The sequence below is a fragment of the Halomonas pelophila genome, assembly GCF_040196315.1.
Taxonomy (GTDB): domain Bacteria; phylum Pseudomonadota; class Gammaproteobacteria; order Pseudomonadales; family Halomonadaceae; genus Halomonas; species Halomonas pelophila.
The window spans coordinates 18,622-37,109 of record NZ_JBEGCI010000021.1 but is presented as its reverse complement, the minus strand read 5'-3'; the positions used below and the strand labels follow the sequence as shown (position 1 = coordinate 37,109).

The 18,488-nt window shown below is 70.8% G+C and carries 16 protein-coding genes; 3 read left to right on the top strand and 13 right to left on the bottom strand.

Annotated elements, in window-relative coordinates; all coding sequences use genetic code 11:
• The first annotated feature begins 14 nt into the window (after nucleotides 1–14).
• Complete coding sequence (locus ABE957_RS17245; RefSeq protein ID WP_349759904.1) at nucleotides 15–3,929, top strand: ATP-binding protein; 3,915 nt, start codon at nucleotides 15–17, stop codon at nucleotides 3,927–3,929.
• 126 nt (nucleotides 3,930–4,055) lie between these two features.
• On the opposite strand, the gene ABE957_RS17240 is transcribed toward ABE957_RS17245, so the two are convergent.
• The 4 genes from ABE957_RS17240 to queC are packed head-to-tail and all read right to left on the bottom strand — an operon-like array spanning nucleotide 4,056 to nucleotide 6,560.
• Nucleotides 4,056–4,334 (bottom strand): YkgJ family cysteine cluster protein, encoded by a 279-nt coding sequence (locus ABE957_RS17240; protein WP_349759902.1) that lies wholly within the window; start codon nucleotides 4,332–4,334, stop codon nucleotides 4,056–4,058.
• Nucleotides 4,331–5,176, bottom strand: coding sequence for a 6-carboxytetrahydropterin synthase (locus tag ABE957_RS17235; protein WP_349759901.1), 846 nt, complete (start codon nucleotides 5,174–5,176; stop codon nucleotides 4,331–4,333). The genes ABE957_RS17240 and ABE957_RS17235 overlap by 4 nt, the downstream gene beginning before the upstream one ends.
• Nucleotides 5,176–5,832, bottom strand: coding sequence for a 7-carboxy-7-deazaguanine synthase (gene queE / locus ABE957_RS17230; protein ID WP_349759900.1), 657 nt, complete (start codon nucleotides 5,830–5,832; stop codon nucleotides 5,176–5,178). Before queE ends, ABE957_RS17235 begins: the two co-directional genes overlap by 1 nt.
• A complete protein-coding gene (gene queC / locus ABE957_RS17225) occupies nucleotides 5,832–6,560 on the bottom strand; it encodes a 7-cyano-7-deazaguanine synthase QueC (protein ID WP_349759899.1) in 729 nt (242 codons plus the stop codon). Before queC ends, queE begins: the two co-directional genes overlap by 1 nt.
• Before the next feature lie 215 nt (nucleotides 6,561–6,775).
• On the opposite strand from queC, the gene trhP reads away from it, so the two are divergent.
• Entirely contained in the window at nucleotides 6,776–8,200 is a 1,425-nt protein-coding gene (gene trhP, locus ABE957_RS17220) for a prephenate-dependent tRNA uridine(34) hydroxylase TrhP (RefSeq protein WP_349759898.1), read from the top strand.
• Nucleotides 8,201–8,303: 103 nt separating this feature from the next.
• Nucleotides 8,304–8,714 carry an SRPBCC family protein gene (locus ABE957_RS17215; protein WP_349759897.1) on the top strand — a complete coding sequence of 137 codons (411 nt, stop codon included), beginning with the start codon at nucleotides 8,304–8,306 and terminating at the stop codon, nucleotides 8,712–8,714.
• Nucleotides 8,715–8,877: 163 nt separating this feature from the next.
• On the opposite strand, the gene ABE957_RS17210 is transcribed toward ABE957_RS17215, so the two are convergent.
• The 9 genes from ABE957_RS17210 to ABE957_RS17170 all read right to left on the bottom strand — a co-directional run bounded on the left by ABE957_RS17210 (nucleotide 8,878) and on the right by ABE957_RS17170 (nucleotide 18,391).
• Entirely contained in the window at nucleotides 8,878–9,114 is a 237-nt protein-coding gene (locus tag ABE957_RS17210) for a DUF2789 domain-containing protein (RefSeq protein WP_349759896.1), read from the bottom strand.
• A gap of 91 nt (nucleotides 9,115–9,205) precedes the next feature.
• Nucleotides 9,206–10,258, bottom strand: coding sequence for an asparaginase (locus tag ABE957_RS17205; protein WP_349759895.1), 1,053 nt, complete (start codon nucleotides 10,256–10,258; stop codon nucleotides 9,206–9,208).
• 73 nt (nucleotides 10,259–10,331) lie between these two features.
• On the bottom strand, nucleotides 10,332–11,540 hold the full coding sequence (locus ABE957_RS17200) for an efflux RND transporter periplasmic adaptor subunit (RefSeq protein ID WP_349759894.1): 1,209 nt from the start codon (nucleotides 11,538–11,540) through the stop codon (nucleotides 10,332–10,334).
• Nucleotides 11,541–11,592: 52 nt separating this feature from the next.
• The gene (locus tag ABE957_RS17195; RefSeq protein WP_349759893.1) at nucleotides 11,593–13,956 is read right to left on the bottom strand and encodes an ABC transporter permease; all 2,364 of its coding nucleotides are present in this window, start codon (nucleotides 13,954–13,956) and stop codon (nucleotides 11,593–11,595) included.
• Between the two features lie 4 nt (nucleotides 13,957–13,960).
• On the bottom strand, nucleotides 13,961–14,677 hold the full coding sequence (locus tag ABE957_RS17190; RefSeq protein ID WP_349759892.1) for an ABC transporter ATP-binding protein: 717 nt from the start codon (nucleotides 14,675–14,677) through the stop codon (nucleotides 13,961–13,963).
• Nucleotides 14,678–14,708: 31 nt separating this feature from the next.
• The gene (locus ABE957_RS17185) at nucleotides 14,709–15,869 is read right to left on the bottom strand and encodes an MFS transporter (RefSeq protein WP_349759923.1); all 1,161 of its coding nucleotides are present in this window, start codon (nucleotides 15,867–15,869) and stop codon (nucleotides 14,709–14,711) included.
• A gap of 76 nt (nucleotides 15,870–15,945) precedes the next feature.
• Nucleotides 15,946–16,473, bottom strand: coding sequence for a hypothetical protein (locus tag ABE957_RS17180; RefSeq protein WP_349759891.1), 528 nt, complete (start codon nucleotides 16,471–16,473; stop codon nucleotides 15,946–15,948).
• A 5-nt stretch (nucleotides 16,474–16,478) separates the two neighbouring features.
• Nucleotides 16,479–16,979 carry a hypothetical protein gene (locus ABE957_RS17175; RefSeq protein ID WP_349759890.1) on the bottom strand — a complete coding sequence of 167 codons (501 nt, stop codon included), beginning with the start codon at nucleotides 16,977–16,979 and terminating at the stop codon, nucleotides 16,479–16,481.
• Between the two features lie 98 nt (nucleotides 16,980–17,077).
• The gene (locus ABE957_RS17170; RefSeq protein ID WP_349759889.1) at nucleotides 17,078–18,391 is read right to left on the bottom strand and encodes a DEAD/DEAH box helicase; all 1,314 of its coding nucleotides are present in this window, start codon (nucleotides 18,389–18,391) and stop codon (nucleotides 17,078–17,080) included.
• Between the last annotated feature and the right edge of the window lie 97 nt (nucleotides 18,392–18,488).

The following is an 18,488-nucleotide window of genomic DNA, read 5'->3' as shown; positions in this document are numbered from 1 at the left end:
CAGGAATGCTCACCATGCGGGATGCAGCCGACGACGTATACGAGAACGACCGGGATCACCTGGCACTCTTCGGCCACTTTTCACTGAACCTGGGCGACGACGTCCTGACCCAGTTCAGTTATGACAAGGTCAAGGCCTTGCTGGTCTATCTGCTGCTGCATGACCAGCCCGTCAACCGGGCCACCCTGGCCGAGCTGCTGTGGCCCGACCAGGGGCTGTCGTCCGGGCGCACCAACCTGCGTCACGCCTTGCACTGCCTGCGCCAGTCGCTGGGTGACGAAGCCGAACGGGTGCTGGCGGTGTCCCGCCAGACCATCGCCTTCCGGCTGCCGGAGGCCTGGCGCTTCGACATGCACCGCCTGCAGGCCCTGCTCGACGGCCCCGGCGACGTGGCCACCCTCGAGGCGGCGCTCGCCTGCTACCGGGGCGATCTCGTCGAGGAGCTGCAGCTCGGGAGCTGCGCCGAGTATCAGCGCTGGCTGGTGCAGGTGCGCAACGAATGGCGCCAGCGCGTGATCCGCTTCGCCGAGGGCGTGCTGGAACGCCAGGAGCCGGTACCGGCCGAGGTGCTGGAGGCGCTGGTCAGCCGCTTCTCGGGCTATGGCCCCTTCCATGAGCGCCTGGTGCGCCAGCTCGCCGAGCAGGGTCAGCTGGCCGCCGCCCATGAACAGTACAACGCCTACCTGCAGCTGCTGGCGCTCTCCGGCCAGCAGCCCGAGCCTGCCTTCCTGCAGCTTGCCCGCTACTGGTCCGATGCGCCGGCCGAGGGCTCGCCGCTGGGGCCCAGCGGGGCCTTCTCGCGGACCCTGGCCACGGACAGTGCGCCGCTGCGCGAGGACGAGATCGAGCAGCGCCAGCTCTCGGTCATGGCCATTCGCCTGCGGCTCAAGGCCGATCTCTCGGATCGCGCCGATGCCCGCGCCTGCCTGGCACTGCAGGTCGAGCTGATGCGCTGGCTCGAGCAGCAGTGTCATCACTTGGGCGGCTTCTGGCTGCCCGGGGCGACCGGCGGCCTGGGGCTGGCCTGCTTCGGTACCCATGGCCCGGCCCATCAGCTGGCCGAGCTGGTCGCGCTCTACGAGCACTGCCGCCGCGTGCTGCCCGAGGAGTCGCTGCGCCACTGGAGCGGCGAGGGCGAGCCGCCCACCATCGAGCTGGCTGCGGGCCTCGACAGCGGGCGCGTGGTGTATCTGCCCGAGCGCCACCTGGTCGACCCGCTGGGGCAGGTGACCCAGGGCTCGCTGGATCTGATGAGCGCCGCCGGGGGCAGCGAACTGGTGATCTCCCAGGACGCCAGCCAGCACATGCCGCCGGCCCTGGACCTGCAGCCGCGACTCTCCACGCGCCTGGTGGCCAGCGACGGCCGGGTGCGCCTGCGGGCGCTCGTCCTCGGGGCGAATGAAGGCGGCCGCGAGGCGCTGCCGCCCAGCCTGGTGGGCCGCGAGACCTCGCTGCGCACGCTGCGCGACGCCCTGGCGCGCGCCGGCATCGGCCTGCGCCAGAGCGTGCTGGTGCGCGGTCCCTCGGGACTCGGCAAGTCGGCGCTGCTGGTCGGCTTTCGCCAGCTCGAGCAGAGCCGCGAGGCGGCGATCTGCTGGCAGCCGACCACCCGGCTCTCCGTGCAGGAGCCCTACGGCGTGGCGCGCCAGCTGCTGCGCTGGCACCTGGGCGGGCGCATCGAGGAGGCCGCGTTGTCGCGCCTGCTGGCCGACGACGAGGCGCTGGCGCCGGACACGGACCCGCGGCTGCTGCTCGAGGAGGCGCTCGGCGTGCGCGAGCCCCGCGAGATGGCCGTGCTGGCCCAGAGCGGCGAGGCCGTGGAGCTGGTGGTGGGGCTGCTGCATCGGCTGATCGGCGAGCTGACCCGCCAGCGCACCCTGGTGCTGATGATCGATGACCTGCAGTGGCTCGACGAGCCCTCCTTCAAGGTGCTGGCCGGCCTGCAGGCGCGGCTGCCGATCAACTGTCCCTTCCTGCTGGTGGCCAGCCACCACGGCCGCGAGGCGCTGCCGGCGCGGCTGCACTGGGACCAGCAGATCTCGCTGGGACGGCTCGATCCCACCCAGTCCTCCCGGCTGCTCTCCCAGCTGGCGCGTCGCTACCGGATCCATCTCAGCCCGCGGCTGCGCGGCCAGATCATCGAGCGCTGTGACGGGGTGCCGCTCTACCTTCAGGAGATCTGCCGGCGGGTCGACATGGATCGCCGCGAGGGGCGCAGCGTGCAGCTCGACGAGCTGCCCCACGGCCTGCTGGGGCTCCTGGCCAGCCGTATCGACCAGCTCGACGGCGACCGCGAGGTGGCTCACGTGGCGGCGGTGCTGGGTCGCCGCTTCCGCCTCGATTTCCTCGCCGAGTGCAGCGGCTGGGAGATGAGCCGCCTCTCCACGGCGCTGGAGCACATGCGAAGGCTTGAGATCATCGAGCCCGCCGACGGCGAGTCGGCCGAGCGCGAGTACCAGTTCACCCATCAGCTGCTCCAGGAGGCCGCCTACCTGGCCTGTCCGCGCGACGTGCGGGTGAGCATCCACCGCCAGGTGGTCAGCCTGATCGAGGAGCACTTCCCGATGTGGATCAGTCGCCATCCCGGCGACTTCGCCACCCACCTGCGGCGCAGCGGCCACTATGCCCGCGGTGCCCGCTACTTCGAACTGGCCGCCCGGGAGGCCCTCAAGGTCAGCGCCAACCGCACGGCGCTGAAGATGGCCGATTTCGGCCTGGCCAGCCTGCGCCACGTCGAGGATCAGGCCGAGCGGCAGATCAGCCTGCTCACCGTGCGCGGCCAGGCCGCCTTCGCCCTGGAGGGCCACGGCTCGCCCACTGCCCACGAGAGCTTCGTGCGCGCCCGGGAGCTGCTGGCCCAGCAGGCGGAATGTACCGACGAGGAGGGCGATCTGGAGCAGGCTTTCCTGGTCAAGTGGGGGCTGTGGGTGGGCTGCAGTCAGCGCCATGCCCATGCCGATGCCTTCTCGCTGGCGTCGCGACTGGCCGGCCTCGCCGACCGACTGGAAGACCCCCGCTACCGGCGTCTGGCCGACTTCGCCCGAGCCAGCTGCGAATACTGGGCGGGGCGGATCTCCCAGGCCTACGACCATCTCGAGGAGATCGACCCGCTCAACGCCCCGATGATGATCGAGTGGCTGCCGTTCTCCGATCATCCCCAGGTGGCCGCGGCCTGCTTCCAGGGCTGGGCGCTCTGCCTGCGCGGCGACTACCAGCGGGCGGAGCGGCAGGTGGAGTCGGCCATTCGCCTGGCCGAGCGCATCAACCATCCGGGCAGCCTGGCCATGGCGTTGATGTATGCCGCGGCCCTCTACCGCCAGCTGGGTCACGTGCACCTGGCCACCGTGCGTGCCGAGCGCGCCTTCGAACTGACCGGCACGCCGGACCTGCACCTCTGGCAGGTGGCCTCGCGCTGCGTGCTGGGCTGGCAGCGGGCGCTGGCCGGGGATCGCGATGGTCTCACCCAGATCGAGGCGGCCCTGGAGGAGCTGGCCGAGGTCACCGGGCGCGACCCCTACCAGCGCCCGGCCCTCTGGTACGTGGATGCCTGCGTGGCCCTGGGCGAGCTCTCTCGCGCTGAGGACTACCTCGATCAGTGCCTGATGATCGCCCGCGAGCGCACCACGCTGTTCGTCTCGGAGCTGGCGCTCAATCTGGCGCGGATTCGCCACCGTCTGGGGCACTCCCGCGAGGAGGTCAGGAGCCTGGCCGAGCAGGCCCTGGCGCACGCCCGGGAAGACGGCAACCTGCACCAGCAGCTCTCGGCGCTGGAGCTCTGGCTGACGCTGATCGACCCGCGCGACGACGCGGCCCAGGCGGAGTTCCGTCGCCTGCTGGGCGTGGTGAGCCACGGCGATGCTCCGGTGCTGATGCGCTGGCGTAGCCTGCTAGACCGTCGCCTGCCCCACGCCGAGGATCTCTCCTCCTGAGGCCAGGCTCGCCATTGAGCCCCTGGAACGACAACGGCGCCCCCAGGGGCGCCGTTGTCGTTTTGGGATTTGGCTCTCTTTTCTAGAGAGCCGCGATCGATCGGGTCTTGCCCCTCGCTCCCTGGCTCAGGTGGCGAGTTCCAGGGCCTCGATGCGCGTGAGCGCCTCGTCGCGATCGTTGCCACACAGCTCGGCGTCATAGTCGAAACGGCCGCAGACCGCCGGGCGGCGCGGGTCGCCGAACAGCCTGCAGAGGTTGGCCTCGTCGAGCTGGACACAGCGCATCCCCGCCGGCTTGCCCTCGGGCATGCCGGGGATCGGCGAGCTGATCGACGGCGCGATGCAGCAGGCGCCGCAGCCCGGGCGGCACTCGCCGGGGGAGGCGTTCGCCGTGGCGAACTTCACGGACGCGCCTCGGCGATGGCCCCCTTGTCGATCCCCTCGAAGGCCTGGACCCGGGTGGCGCGGCCGCTCTCCCGTGCGATGGCCTCGGCCAGCCAGGCGGCGATCTGCTCCACGGTGGTGGGGGTCGGCAGCACGGCGCAGCGGCCCCGGGGCAGGCGCAGGAAAAACTGCCCCTGCTCGGCGCGGTAGCGGGTGGTCAGCCGGTCGTCGAGGCCCGGGTCGTCGTCCTCGACGATGTCCGCCTCGTCGACCAGGTAGCGCTCGCTGAGCCACTCGGCCCAGCGGGCCTCGAGGGCCGGCTGGCGCTGCCCCTCCTGCCAGACGTGCAGCCGCGAGCGGTGGCCGTGGGCGATGCGCTGGCAGTTGCCGGCGTGGCGCTTCAGGCCGTGGCTGTAGCCGTAGGCGGCGCCCTCGATCGCCTCCTCGCGCAGGGTCAGGCGGACGGCGTCGACCCGCGGTGGCGGCCGGCGCATCAGCTCGTCGGCCAGGTGGCGAGCGAGGCGCTCGGCGGTGATCTCGGGCCAGGGCAGCAGGCTCATGGCCTGGCGCGGGGCGCGCATCTCCAGCGGGTAGGGGGTGTCGCTGCGCAGGCAGAGGCCCTCCCGGCAGTCGTGCAGCGTCACGCCCGGTGCCTCGGTCGGCACCAGCAGGGTGTGATCGACGCCGCCGTCGATCGCGCCCTTGATCCAGGGCTTCACCTCGCCGAAGTCGAAGAGCATGCCGTCCTCGCCGAGCTCGCCGTCGAGTTCGGCATCGACCTGCCAGCTGGCGCCGACCAGGCCGCGCCGCGGGCACCACAGCGAGGCGTCGAGCTGGGTGAGGCGGTTGACGAAGAGGGTCATCAGTCGACTCCTGCGATCTTGTGGGTCTGCAGCGACAGCCGCCACTGGGGATGGGCCAGGCAGTAGGCCACCGTCTCGGCCATGGGGTCGAGAGCGGCATCGCCCGAAAGGCCCCCGGGGGCGGTGTCCATGGGCTGCAGGAAGAAGTGGGCGAAGTCCAGCCGCGCGAAGCGCTCGGGGGTGATCCCGGCCTGGGGGTGGACCAGCTTGAGCTCGTCGCCGCCGGTGACCACCAGCGGGTTGTCGCCCTTGGGGCTCACGCAGAGCCAGTCGATGCCGGCGGGCACCGGCAGGGTGCCGTTGGTCTCCACCGCGACCTCGAAGCCGCGCTCGTGCATGGCGGCCACCAGGGCCGCGTCGAGCTGCAGCAGCGGCTCGCCGCCGGTGAACACCACGTAGGGGGTGGCCACCCCGCCGTGATCGGGCCACAGCGCGGTGAGGTGGTCGGCGAGGGCCGCGGCATCCCGGAAGCGACCGCCGTGCTGGCCGTCGGTGCCGACGAAATCGGTATCGCAGAAGCGGCAGGCCGCGCTGGCGCGGTCCGCCTCGCGGCCCGACCACAGGTTGCAGCCGCTGAAGCGACAGAAGACGCTGGCGCGCCCCGCCTGGCCCCCCTCGCCTTGCAGCGAGTAGAAGGCTTCCTTGACGCTGTACATCAGGACTCTCCCGCGTCGGTATCGGGTCGCTCTGCCTCGGCGGCGGGGTCGGACCGCTGTTGATAGCCTAGGGGATCGACGGCGCCGAGGGCGGCGAAGGCCGCCAGGCGCTCCCGGCAGCTGCCGCAGCGCCCGCAGGCGAGGTCCTCGCCGCGGTAGCAGGTCCAGGTGTCGGCGTAGTTGAGGCCCATGGCCAGGCCCTCGGCGAGGATCTCGGCCTTGCTCGAACGCAGGTAGGGGGCGTGGATCGTCACCGGCGCGAAGTTGGCGATGCCGGCCACGTCGTTCATCGCCTCGACGAAGGCCGGGCGGCAATCCGGGTAGAGCACGTGGTCGCCGCCGTGGGCGCCGTAGTCGACCCGGCCGGCGCCGATGTTGACCGCCTTGGCGATGGCCAGCGACAGCAGCACCATGTTGCGGTTGGGCACCACGGTGGCGGTCAGGTTGTCCTCGGCGTAGTCGCCCTCGGGCATGGCGCGGCTGGCGTCGGTGAGCGCCGAGTTGTCGATCAGGCCGTGGATGGCGGTGATGTCGACCACCTGATGGGGCACGCCGAGCGCGCGGCAGACGCGCTCGGCCACCTCGAGCTCGCGGCGATGGCGCTGGCCGTAGTCGAAGGAGAGAGCATGGACGTCGAGGCCCTCGCGCAGGGCACGGTGCAGCACGGTAAAGGAGTCCATGCCGCCGGAGTAGATCACCACGGTGGCGGGATCGGGGGAGTGGGTCATGTCGGAAACTCTGGTCGGAGAATTTGTCGCCCCCGCCGCGTATCGAGTGACGCGTCGGGAGAGGGCGCCGGGGTCCGGTCCGGCGCGCGACAGTGTACGCAAGCCCGTCTTATCTGGCCAGAATCGGTGCCAATTGCTAGACTTTCGCGCCTTCCATCCCTGCACCCGCGGCCCCGGCCGACGACGGTGCCATCGTCCTGACAACGGTGAATTCCATGAAAGCCCCTGAACTGCTGTCGCCCGCCGGCACCTTCAAGAACATGCGCTACGCCTTCGCCTACGGGGCGGATGCGGTCTATGCCGGCCAGCCGCGCTACTCGCTGCGCGTGCGCAACAACGACTTCAAGATCGACAACCTGCACAAGGGCATCGCCTACGCCCACGAGCGGGGCAAGCAGTTCTACGTGGCGTCCAACATCGCGCCCCACAACAGCAAGCTCAGGACCTACCTGCGCGACATGGAGCCGGTGATCGAGGCCGGGCCCGACGCGCTGATCATGTCCGATCCCGGGCTGATCATGATGATCCGCGAGCGCTGGCCCGAGCAGGTCATCCACCTCTCGGTGCAGTCCAACGTGGTCAACTACGCGGCCGCGCGCTTCTGGCAGCAGCAGGGCATCAGCCGCATCATCCTGTCGCGTGAGCTGTCGCTGGAGGAGATCGCCCAGATCCGCGCCGAGTGCCCGGATCTCGAGATCGAGACCTTCGTCCACGGCGCGCTGTGCATCGCCTATTCCGGGCGCTGCCTGCTCTCGGGCTACTTCAATCACCGCGACCCCAACCAGGGCACCTGCACCAACGCCTGCCGCTGGAAGTACAACACCGTGGCGGCTTCCGAGGACGAGACCGGCGACCTGGTGCCGGCCAACTCGGCGCGTGCCCACGCCGCCAGCGGCATCTGGACGCCGGGCCAGTCATCACCGCAGGGCGGAGGGCTGATCGCCTCGGGCGGCGGCAGCGCCGAGGCGAGCACTGCGACCGCCGGCGGCACCGAGGGGCAGGACGAGCTCTCGGCGCTGATCGAGGATCGCACTCGGCCCGGTGAGCTGATGCCGGTGTACGAGGACGAGCACGGCACCTACATCATGAACTCCAAGGACCTGCGCGCGGTGCAGCATGTGCCGCGCCTGGCCGAGATGGGCGTCACCTCGCTGAAGATCGAGGGCCGCACCAAGTCGCCCTACTACGTGGCGCGGACCGCCCAGGTCTATCGTCGCGCCATCGACGACGCCGTGGCCGGCCGCCCCTTCGACATGCGCCTGATGGACGAGCTCGACAACCTGGCCAACCGTGGCTATACGGAGGGCTTCTACCGTCGCCACGTCCACGACCAGTACCAGAACTACGAGCAGGGCAACTCGGTGGGCGTGCACCAGCAGTTCGTCGGCGAGGTCACCGCCTACGATCCGGATCGCGGCGTACTGGAGATCGACGTCAAGAACCGCTTCGAGGTCGGCGACTCCATGGAGCTGATGCTGCCCGGCGGCAACCGTCGCTTCGTGCTCGAGCATATCGAGAACCGTCGCGGCGAGTCGGTGGGCGCGGCGCCGGGCTCCGGCCACGTGGTGCGCATCCCCGTGCCGGGCGAGGCGATATCGCCCGAGCGCATCGAGTTCGCGCTGCTGATGCGCGACCTCTGATCGGACGCGCGGCTGGACATCCTCGGCCGCCGGCGACATGGTGGGAGGGATCGGCAGTCGAACAGCGAGACGTCTAACCGTTGGCAGTCGAACAGGGAGCGTCATGGCGACCATCGAACACAGCGCGATTCTCAAGGCATCCCCAGAGCGGGTCTTCGCCCTGCTCGAGCGGGTCGAGGACTTCGCCGACTACTCCGACCTGATCAAGGCGATCGAGCCGCTGGGGCAGGATCGTTACCGCTGGCACGTGCACGCGGTGGGGATGGACTGGACCTTCGATGTCGCCATCACCGAGGCGCGTGCGCCGGAGGTGCTGGCCTGGGAGTCGCTGGACGGCGTCCACAATCAGGGCTGCTATCGCCTGACCCCGGTCAAGGACGGTACCGAGGTGGCCCTGACCCTGACCTACACGATCCGTAACCGCCTGCTGGAGAAGGCCGTCAACCGCGCGGCCAGGCCCCTGGTGGGCAAGGTCAGTCGACAGATCCTGGAGCGGGTCGAGGCGCGGCTCTAGCCGGCAGGTGCCGGTCCCTGCGCGCCATGCCTGGCCACCACACGACGCCGCCCGTCACGCTGATGGGCGGCGTCGTTGTGTGTGGCCTGGCCTGCTGGCGTGGCTCTCTTCTGGCGGGGCTCTCTTCTGGCAGGGCTCTTCTCGCGTGAGGGGGCTGGAATGCTCAGTCCTTGCGCAGCGAGGCATCGAGGTGATCGACCACCTCGGCCCAGTCGGCGTCTTCCTGGAGGGCCTCGCGCAGGAACTCTGCCTGGCCCTCGTTCCAGCAGGGCGCGTCCGGCAGGGCGACCTCCTCGGGGATCGGCGCGTGGCGATCGATGAAGCGCTTGATCGCCGCGTGATCCGAGGCGAGGCCGAGCTGCTCGAAGAGTTCGGTGAAGGGGTGGTCGGGGTGTTCCATGGACTGACTCCTGCTGACCGGTGAGGGTCTTTCCACCTTAGCGATTTCCGTGCCGGCGTGCATGACTCGCGTCAACGCTGACCGCGGTGCCTCAACGCTCTCCGACCAGCGGCGTGAGAAAGCGCCCGCGTCGCTCGTGTTCCTCGAGGGGCTGGGCCAGCAGGTGGACCAGTTTGGCGAAGGTGGCCTCGGGGGTCATGTCCTCGGCTGAGAGCACGCCGGCGTCCTTGAGCCCCTGGCCCGCGGCGTAGCCGCCGAAGGCCACCGTGCCATGGGGGCACTGGCTCAGCGCGGCCAGCAGCTTGCCCTCGCCGCTCGCCCGGGCCAGCGCCCCGATCAGCGCCGGGTCGTCGGGCAGGTTGCCGCCGCCCCACACCTCCAGCACCGCGCCGCTGACGCGCTCGTCGCCGAGCCAGGCCTCGACCTGCCAGGCCTGAAGGCCGGGCCACAGGGCCAGGCGCACCACGCCGCCCGCCGCCAGCGGCGCATAGTCCGGCAGCTCGAAGCGCGGCGCCCCGCGCTGGTGATTGGCCAGGCCGCGGCCGGGGTAGAGCACCACCTCGTCGTCGACCCGCTCGCCGAGCGGCGCCAGGTTGGGGCTTGCGAAGGCCGCGGCCTCCTGGGTCTGCCACTTGCGGGTGCGACAGCCGCGCAGCAGCTGGCCGGCGAAGCAGATCGCCACCTCCTGCAGGCGCGGCGTCATGGAGAAGCGCAGGGCATCCTCGACGTTGGCGGTGGCATCGCTGCCATCGGCCTCCAGGGGGCGCATGGCGCCGGTGAGGATCACCGGGCGATCGATGCCCTGCAGCTGGAAGGCCAGGCTCGAGGCCGTCCAGGCCAGGGTGTCGGTGCCGTGGAGGATGACGATGCCGGCATAGCGGCGGTAGTGGCGGGCCACCAGCGCGGCCAGCGCCTGCCAGTGCTCGGGCGTGGCGCTGCTGGAGTCGATGGGCTGCTCGGTCTCGAGCACCTCGAAGGCGGGCAGGTTCGCGTGGCGGGCCGGGGGCAGGGCGGCCAGGGCGCGACGCAGGCGGGCCTCGATGTCATGGCCCGGCGTGAGCCCACTGGGGCCTTGCACCATGCCCAGGGTGCCACCGGTGTAGATCACCAGTACGGGGGCGTCGAGGTCGGGTCCGGCGGTCATTAGGGGCTCCTGGCAGGTCGGGCGGTCGGGGGCCCATGATACGGTCGGTGTGGCGCCAGGCAAGTCGCCTTCGTCAATCGCCCCGGGTGACCGCCGCGCCGTCGGTGAGCGCGTCGCCGGGGTGGGTCACGATGTGCTCCCCTGGCTCGAGCCCGGAAAGTACCTGGCTGACCAGTCCGCTCTGGCGGCCAATCTCGAGATGGCGAAGCCGGGCGCGGTCCGCCTCGACCACGTAGGCCGCCCAGCGCCCGGCATCGCGGAACAGGGCACTGGTCGGCACCTGCAGCACGTCATCGCCCTGCCAGATCAGGAATTCCACCTCGACCCGGAAGCCGGTGCCGAGCCCCCGGGCGGCGGCGTCGGTCCCCTCGGCGAAGTCGATGACCACCGGGACCCGCTGCTCGTCGACCCCCAGCGCCGAGGTGCGGGTGAAGCCGGCCGGCTCGATGCGCCGGACGCTGCCGGACAGCGGCGTCCCGCCCCAGCCGGTGATGCGCACGTCCATGCCCGGCTTCAGGCGGACCGCGTCCATGGAGAGCAGGTCGACGAGGATCTCCATGTCAGCGAGGCGGCCGATCTCGAGGATCGGCTGGCCGGCGTCCACCGTGCCCTCGCAGCAGCGGAACCGCTCGAGCACCACGCCGGCCACGGGGGCGGCCACCTCGAGCATTGGCTGATCGGTGCCGCTGCGCTGGCCGCTGGTCACCGCGAGCATCGCCCGGGCACTCTCCACCTCGAAACTCGCCGCCTCCACGCTCGAGGCGGCGGCGCGCTCCAGCGCGCGCTGGCGATCGCGCAGGCTCTCGCGATGCTCCAGGTCGGCGGTCGAGACCAGGTTGCGCTCATGCAGCCGTTGATAGCGCCGGTACTCGGCCTCGGCGAACCGCCTCTCGGCCCGGGCCGTCTCCAGGTTGGCCTCGGCGGCGTGGAGGCGGGCCCGTGCGGCCTGCAGGGCGTCCTCGGCCTGCTCGCGACTGCGCGCATCCAGGGCGGGCGCCGGGCTCGGTTCGAGGCGGAACAGCACCTGGCCCTTTTCGACGGCGTCGCCCACCTCCAGCATCACGCGACGCAGGTAGCCGGTGATCGGGGCCGTGACGTGCCAGGTGTCGCGAAGCCGCGTGCGTCCCTCCTCGTTGACCGAGTCGACGAAGGGGGCGCTCTGAACCGTGACCGTGTTCACGCGGACCGGCGCCGGGCGCAGTGCCCAGATCAGCAGGCCCAGCGCGACGAGGGCGGCCAGGGCCCAGAGCAGGCGGCGAGGGGTGAACAGCTGACGGGGCATAGCGGGCTCCATGTCGGTCGGCGACGATCGGTCGAGGGCGCCGGGGCGGGGCTCATTCCGGCGCCTTGAGGACGGCGACCTTGTCCAGGTGCCACAGTCGGCGCAGCATCAGCCCCCCCACCAGCGCCGAGGCCGCCACCACGCCGGCCGCCGAGAGGCCGAAGAGGCGCGGCGTGAAGGTCAGCGGGACACGGAACAGGTCATTGCTGAACGCCTCGCTGAGCAGGGTGCAGAAGCCCGCGCCGAAGGCCCAGCCCGGGAGGATGGCCAGCCCCCCCAGCAGGGCGATCTCCCCCAGCAGTATCCGCGATACTTCCGCTCGGGTGTAGCCCAGCACGAGCAGGGTGGCCAGTTCCCGGGAGCGCTCGGCGAAGCTGATCCGGGCGTTGTTGTAGATCACCCCGAAGCCGATCGAGCTGGCCAGGGCCACGAACACGATGGCGAACACCTGAAGCGTCTCGTCCAGGTAGCGGCGCACGCCGCGCTCGGCCTCGTCCATCAAGCCGATGCCCGCCACCACCGGCAGGTCATGGAGCTCATCGATCAGGGCATTGCGCCGGTTATCGTCGACCAGCAGCCAGGCCCCGCCGATGGCGGGTCCCTCCCGCATCAGTCGATTGAGACGCTCCCGGCGCAGGTAGGCACCGACCCCGACCGGTTCGTCCACCAGGGCGGCCACGGGCAGCGACAGACGACGGCGGTGGCCCTCCATGATCGCCACCTCCAGGCGGTCGCCGGCTCCGACCCCCAGCCACTCGCCCAGGTAGCGGGTCAGCACCAGGCCCTCCGGGGGCAGCGGCTGTGCCTGGCCCCCCGCGTCGACGATCGGTCGCAGGCGAGGGACGGCCTCGAGCCCCGTCAGGCTGGTCCGGTAGCGGCGATGGCCATGGATCAGGGTGGCGGGGACCCGACGCCAGGGCTCCACGGCCAGCACCCCGGGCAGGTGGCGAAGCTCGCCCAGGGCCCTTTCCGGGGTGGGGTCGTTGAAGGTCAGCTCTATGTCCATGCGCATGATGTCCCGGTACTGTCGGTCGAGCATCTGGTCCAGCGCGGCGATCTGCCAGGCGCCCATCATCAAAAGGCCCGCCGAGAGGGCGATGCCGATCACCGACAGGGCCATCTTGGCCGGTTGCCGGGCCAGATGGCGCAGGATGATCCGTCCTTCGCCACCCAGGGCATGGCGAAGCGGGGAGCGCTCGAGCCAGGTTCGCCGAAAGCGCTGCGGCGCCGGCGGGCGCATCGCCTCGGCGGGCGGTGCGCTGACCGACTGCCAGACGGCCCGCCAGGTGCCCGCCAGCGCCGACAGGCCGGCCAGCAGCAGCGACAGGGCGAGCGCCCAGGGCGGGATCGGGAAGCGCATCTCGGGGAAGCGGAAATACTCGGCATAGAGGCCTGCCATCCAGCGGGCGGTCCAGGCGCCGAGCCCCACCCCCAGCGCCCAGCCCAGCAGCACGATCAGCAGGGCGAGCGCGGCATAGTGGCGGGCCAGCTCGGCGTCGCGGTAGCCGAAGGCCTTGAGGATGGCGATCTGCTCGCGCTGGGTCTGGATGATGCGGGTCATCACGACGTTGAGCAGGAAGGCCGAGACCAGCAGGAAGATGGTGGGCAGGATCGTGGCCTGGGCGCGTTGCTGATCCAGCTCCTCCTCGAGGAAGCGGTGGGATGGCTGGTCGTGACGGGTGCGGGCGCCGGTGCCGCCGTAGCGGGCGAGGGCCAGGTCCAGGGCGTCGATGACGTTCTCCCGGTCTGCCCCCGACTGGAGGGTCAGCGAGAGCTGGTTGAAGGCGCCCGCCATGCCGTAGGCATCGGCCAGCGCCGTCTGGTTCATCCAGAGGATGGCATAGCGCCGGTAGTCGGGGACCAGGTCGGTGGGGCCGGCCTGGTAGAGAAACTCGGGGGTCAGGGCGATGCCGCTGAGATCCAGGCGGGTACGGTGTCCATTGATGATCGCCTCGAGGCTGTCCCCTGGGGTGAGCCCGTGGGCCTCGGCGAAGGCGTCGCTCACCACCACCTGCGCCTCGCGGCCTGCCATGGGCAGCTGACCCGCCACCAGGTGCAGGCGGTTGAGGGTCGGCTGGCGACCGTCGGGAATCGAGACCAGCTGGCCGCGTACCGGGTCCTCGAAGTCGGGGACCGTGAGTCTCACCGGCGCGCCCACCCGCGCCTCGATGAGGTTGACCCCGGGCACTCGCTGCAGGCGCTCGACGAGCCCGAGGGGGGCACGCGTGACGTCGGCGAACACCTCGGCGAAGTGATGGCTGGCATAGAAGCGTTCCTGGGCACGGGTCAGGGCGTCGAGCATCGTCACCGCCAGGATCAGCGTCATCACCCCACCCGCGACCACCACGGCGATGGCCAGCGCCTGACCCTTCAGCCGGCCGAGGTCGCGCAGCAGCTTGCGATGCAGGGCTTTCACTGGCTCACCACTGAAGCTCGCTGGCGCGGCGACGCCGCGTCGGTACCGTGATGCCCTCCACGCGGCCGTCGCGGAGGTGCACGACCCGGTCGGCCATGTCGCCGATCACCGCATTGTGGGTGATGATCGCCATGGTGGTGTCGGACTCGCGGTTGAGGGTCTCGATCACCTCGAGCACCCGAATGCCGGTGTGCGAGTCCAGCGCGCCGGTCGGCTCGTCGCACAGCAGCAGCGAGGGCCGCTTGGCAATGGCGCGGGCGATGGCCACCCGCTGCTGTTCGCCGCCGGAGAGCTGGGAGGGGAAATGGTCGAGCCGGTCCTCGAGTCCGACCCGGGACAGGGCCGATTCGGGCGTCAGCGGGTCGCGGCTGATGTCGGTGACCATCGCCACGTTCTCGCGGGCGGTGAGGCTGGCGATCAGGTTGTAGAACTGGAACACGAAGCCCACATGATGGCGCCGGTAGGCCGTCAGCTGGCGCTGGGAGGCGTGGGTCAGGTCGTCGGCGCCGTAGTGCACGGTGCCGGACGAGGCGCGGTCCAGGCCGCCGAGAATGTTGAGCAGGGTCGACTTGCCGGAGCCCGAGGCGCCGAGCATCACGATCAGCTCGCCGCGATGCAGGTCGAGGTCGACGCCGCGCAGCGCCTGGATGGTGACCTCGCCCATGCGGTAGTGCCGGGTCAGCCCCCGGGTCGTCAGCACTACGTCCCTGTCGTTCGCCATCCGCCGCGCTCCCCCGTCTCTCGACTGGAGTCTAGCGGGTGAGCAGCCGTCCCGCGTCGTCGACCTCCAGGCGGCGGTTGCGCCCGGCGAACAGCGCGAAGCCCATGCTGACGGCGACGATGCCCAGCAGCACGCGGGTCAGGACGGTCAGCCCCACGTCGAACTGCAGCATCACGCCGATCGCCAGCGGGCCCAGCGCGGCCAGGGTGTAGCCGCCCCCCTGGACCAGCCCCGAGAGCTTGCCGGCCAGGCGCGAGGTGGCGGTGCGCAGCACGATCAGGGTGAGGGCGAGGCTGAAGCCGCCGCCCTGGCCGAGGCCCAGCAGCACGGCGCCGGGCCAGCGCCACACGGCCGGCGCCTGCAGCAGCAGCCAGAAGCCGCTGGCGACCATGGTCAGCACGAGCAGCAGGGCGGGACGCTGGTCGCGCCCCAGGCGCGCCAGCCAGGGCGCTGACAGCGCAGCGAACAGCTGCACCATCACCGAGGCCCCCATCATCCAGCCGGCTTCCGACTCGCTGTAGCCACGGGCCATCAGCAGGGTGGGCAGCCAGCCGAAGACGATGTAGGCGAGCGACGACTGGCTGCCCATGAAGAGCATCACCTGCCAGGCCAGCGGCTGGCCGAGCAGCTCGCGAAGGGAGCCGCCGGTGTCGGGCGCGGCCGTGGCGGCGTCATGGCGGGGCATCAGCACCTGCCAGGCCACCAGGGCGGCCACCGCCAGCAGGGCCCAGCTGGCGAGCCCCGTCGACCAGCTCCCCAGTCGATCGGCCAGCGGCACGCTGAGGCCCGCCCCCAGGGCGCCGCCCAGGCACAGGGCCATGGTATAGACGCCGGTCATCAGGTCGGCGCCGGCCGGCAGCTCGCGCTTGACCAGCGCCGGCAGCAGGGTGCCGGCCACGCCGATGGCGGCGCCCACCATTAGGGTGCCGCCAAACAGCGCGACGACGGCCGGCACGCCGCGCAGCGCAAGGCCGGCGGCCAGCAGCAGCAGGGCGGCGGCCAGGGTGTTCTCGGGACCTAAGCGCTTGGCGAGCCAGGGCGCCAGCGGAGCGAAGATTCCCAGGCAGAGCACCGGCAGGGTGGTCAGGGCGCCGATGGCCAGCGCCGAGAGCCCGGTATCCTGCTGGATGCGCGCGAGCAGCGGGGCCAGGGTGGAGAGGGCCGGGCGCAGGTTGAGCCCGACCAGCACCATCAAGCCGATGAACAGCGCCAGCCGGCGGGCCTCGGGCGTGTGAGCGTCGGGGCGCGAGGCGTCGGTGCGCAGCGTCTTAATGATGCCCCCTGGGTCGTACCGGCGACCGGAACGCGCGACGCTTGCCGAACGGGTCGGGCGTCTCGAGCTCGTTGTCGGCCCGGAAGGTGACCGAGCCGGGAGGCGTCGGTGTGTCGGGGTCGATGCGCGAGCGGATCCCCGAGACATCCTCGCTGCTGACCAGGCCCGAGCCGCCGAGGTGGCTCGCCGGCTCCACGATCAGGGGGCCCTCGTAGCTCCAGCAGCGCTGTGGCACCTGGCTGACGCGCCACAGGCGATCCTGCCAGCGGGCCTGGCCACCGTCGGTAAGGGTCAGGTCGTCCAGCGGTATCAGCGCCGCGAACAGCTGCGCATTGAAGACCAGGCCGCCTCCCGCCATGCGCACCGGGCCACGGTATTCGCCGCGCGCCAGCTCGGCGAGCACCTGCTTGCGCCTGGCAGCGTGATCCAGCTCGGCCTGGCCGCACAGGTGCAGCAGATCCTGATCGATCTGCTTGATCACCCAGACTTGGACGGGGGTCTTGCCGAACAGCTTCTTGAACATCCCGACTACACCATATGTCGGCGCAGGTCGCCTCGCACGGTGTCGAGCAGCGTAATGAAGCGCGTGTCGCGCCCGCCATCGGTGCGGTCGACGCGCACCACGCTGCTCATGCCGCGATCGATATTCAGCTGGTCGAAGATCTCCAGGGTGAGCTTCTCGGCCGGCTGGCTGCCGGGCTCGAGGCGGCCCGACGTCAGGGTGAAGGTGGTCAGCAGGGTGGCGCGCACCCGGGTGGATCCGCCTTCGGCCAGCACGCGGCGCACGAACAGCCAACCCTCGCAGGCCAGTGCCGTATCGCCGTGATCGCGCAGGAAGAGGGTGCGATAGCTGGCGCCTTCGCTGGCGGCCTTCTCGGCCATGCTGCGGTAGGCCTCGGTCATGCGTGTGGCGGAGACCTTCGAGGTCTCGAGCCGCTGGCTCGCCGCCTGGTGCTCGCGGTCGAGCCGGGCCTGATGCTGGAAGCTCAGCCAGCGCCGGTAGTCGCCGATCAGGGTCGTGTCATCCATGGATGCATCCTGACGTGGGGGTGGACGGGAACGATCGAGGGTGCGGTGCCCGGCGGACTACATTCGCATATCTTGATGCAGTCCGCCAGGCAGGCCCGTCAGGCCTGGCGCGAGCCGCCGCGGCCGCCACGCCGGCGCCGCGGGGCGCGGGCCTCGTCGCCGCCGCTGCGCTGGCCGGCGGCCTGGCCCTGGCGACGCTGGCCCTGGCCGTTGCGGCCGCCACCGCCACCGCCGCCGCGCTTGCCGCGACCGTTCTCGATCGGCTCGGGCTTGGCATTGGGGTCGGGCTCGAAGCCGGGCTCGATGTGCTTCTCGAGGTCGCGCTTGATCAGGCGCTCGATGCCCTTGAGCAGGCCGTGCTCGTCGACGCAGACCAGCGACACGGCCTTGCCTTCGCTGCCGGCCCGGCCGGTGCGGCCGATGCGGTGCACGTAGTCCTCGGCCACGTTGGGCAGCTCGAAGTTGACCACGTGGGGCAGCTCCTCGATGTCCAGGCCGCGGGCGGCGATGTCGGTGGCCACCAACACCTGCAGGTCGCCGGTCTTGAAGGCGGCCAGCGCCTTGGTGCGCGCCGACTGGCTCTTGTTGCCGTGGATCGCCATGGACGGGATGTCCTGCTTGGACAGCTGTTCGGCCAGGCGGTTGGCGCCGTGCTTGGTGCGAGTGAATACCAGCACCTGCTGCCAGTCGTGGCGGGTGATCAGGTGCGCCAGCAGGTCGCGCTTCTTCTCGCGATCGACGCGGTAGATCGCCTGGTCGACGAGCTCGGCGGTGGTGTTGCGACGCGCCACCTCGATCATCGCCGGATCGTCGAGCAGCTTGTTGGCGAGCGCCTGGATCTCGTTGGAGAAGGTGGCCGAGAACAGCAGGTTCTGGCGCTTCTCGGGCAGCACGCGCAGGATCTTCTTGATGTCGTGGATGAAGCCCATGTCGAGCATGCGGTCGGCTTCGTCGAGCACCAGGATCTCGACCTTGGAGAGGTCGACGTGCTTCTGCTGCTGCAGGTCGAGCAGGCGGCCGGGGGTGGCCACCAGCACGTCGAGGCCATTACGGATGGCGTCGACCTGGGGCTGCTGGCCGACCCCGCCGAAGATCACGTGGGACTTGAGCGTCAGGTGACGACCGTAGTCGGCCACGCTCTCGCCCACCTGGGCGGCGAGCTCGCGGGTCGGGGTCAGCACCAGGGCGCGGATCTGGCGCTTGGCCGGGCGCGGGCCCTCGGCGAGGCGCTGCAGCATCGGCAGGGTGAAGCCGGCGGTCTTGCCGGTGCCGGTCTGGGCGCTGGCCAGCAGGTCACCGCCCTTGAGGACAGCGGGAATCGCCTGATGCTGGATCGGGGTCGGGGTGGTATAGCCCTGTGCCTCGACGGCACGGAGCAGTTCGGCACGCAGGCCGAGGTCGGAAAAGGTCATGCGGTCTCCGCAGAGACGCCTTGGTCGCGCCGCGTCGTTTCGACGTGGTCAGTCCCTGGCCAAGGCGTGGAAAAGGAATCTGGCGCGGCAGGAGGGA

Coding starts and splice junctions, on each gene's coding strand:
- ABE957_RS17245 (WP_349759904.1), top strand. CDS start 15: ATGCGGGATGCAGCCGACGACGTATACGAGAACGACCGGGATCACCTG.
- ABE957_RS17170 (WP_349759889.1), bottom strand. CDS start 18,391: ATGACCTTTTCCGACCTCGGCCTGCGTGCCGAACTGCTCCGTGCCGTC.
- ABE957_RS17215 (WP_349759897.1), top strand. CDS start 8,304: ATGGCGACCATCGAACACAGCGCGATTCTCAAGGCATCCCCAGAGCGG.
- trhP (WP_349759898.1), top strand. CDS start 6,776: ATGAAAGCCCCTGAACTGCTGTCGCCCGCCGGCACCTTCAAGAACATG.
- ABE957_RS17210 (WP_349759896.1), bottom strand. CDS start 9,114: ATGGAACACCCCGACCACCCCTTCACCGAACTCTTCGAGCAGCTCGGC.
- ABE957_RS17205 (WP_349759895.1), bottom strand. CDS start 10,258: ATGACCGCCGGACCCGACCTCGACGCCCCCGTACTGGTGATCTACACC.
- ABE957_RS17235 (WP_349759901.1), bottom strand. CDS start 5,176: ATGACCCTCTTCGTCAACCGCCTCACCCAGCTCGACGCCTCGCTGTGG.
- ABE957_RS17185 (WP_349759923.1), bottom strand. CDS start 15,869: ATGGTGCTGGTCGGGCTCAACCTGCGCCCGGCCCTCTCCACCCTGGCC.
- queE (WP_349759900.1), bottom strand. CDS start 5,832: ATGTACAGCGTCAAGGAAGCCTTCTACTCGCTGCAAGGCGAGGGGGGC.
- ABE957_RS17175 (WP_349759890.1), bottom strand. CDS start 16,979: ATGGATGACACGACCCTGATCGGCGACTACCGGCGCTGGCTGAGCTTC.
- queC (WP_349759899.1), bottom strand. CDS start 6,560: ATGACCCACTCCCCCGATCCCGCCACCGTGGTGATCTACTCCGGCGGC.
- ABE957_RS17200 (WP_349759894.1), bottom strand. CDS start 11,540: ATGCCCCGTCAGCTGTTCACCCCTCGCCGCCTGCTCTGGGCCCTGGCC.
- ABE957_RS17180 (WP_349759891.1), bottom strand. CDS start 16,473: ATGTTCAAGAAGCTGTTCGGCAAGACCCCCGTCCAAGTCTGGGTGATC.
- ABE957_RS17190 (WP_349759892.1), bottom strand. CDS start 14,677: ATGGCGAACGACAGGGACGTAGTGCTGACGACCCGGGGGCTGACCCGG.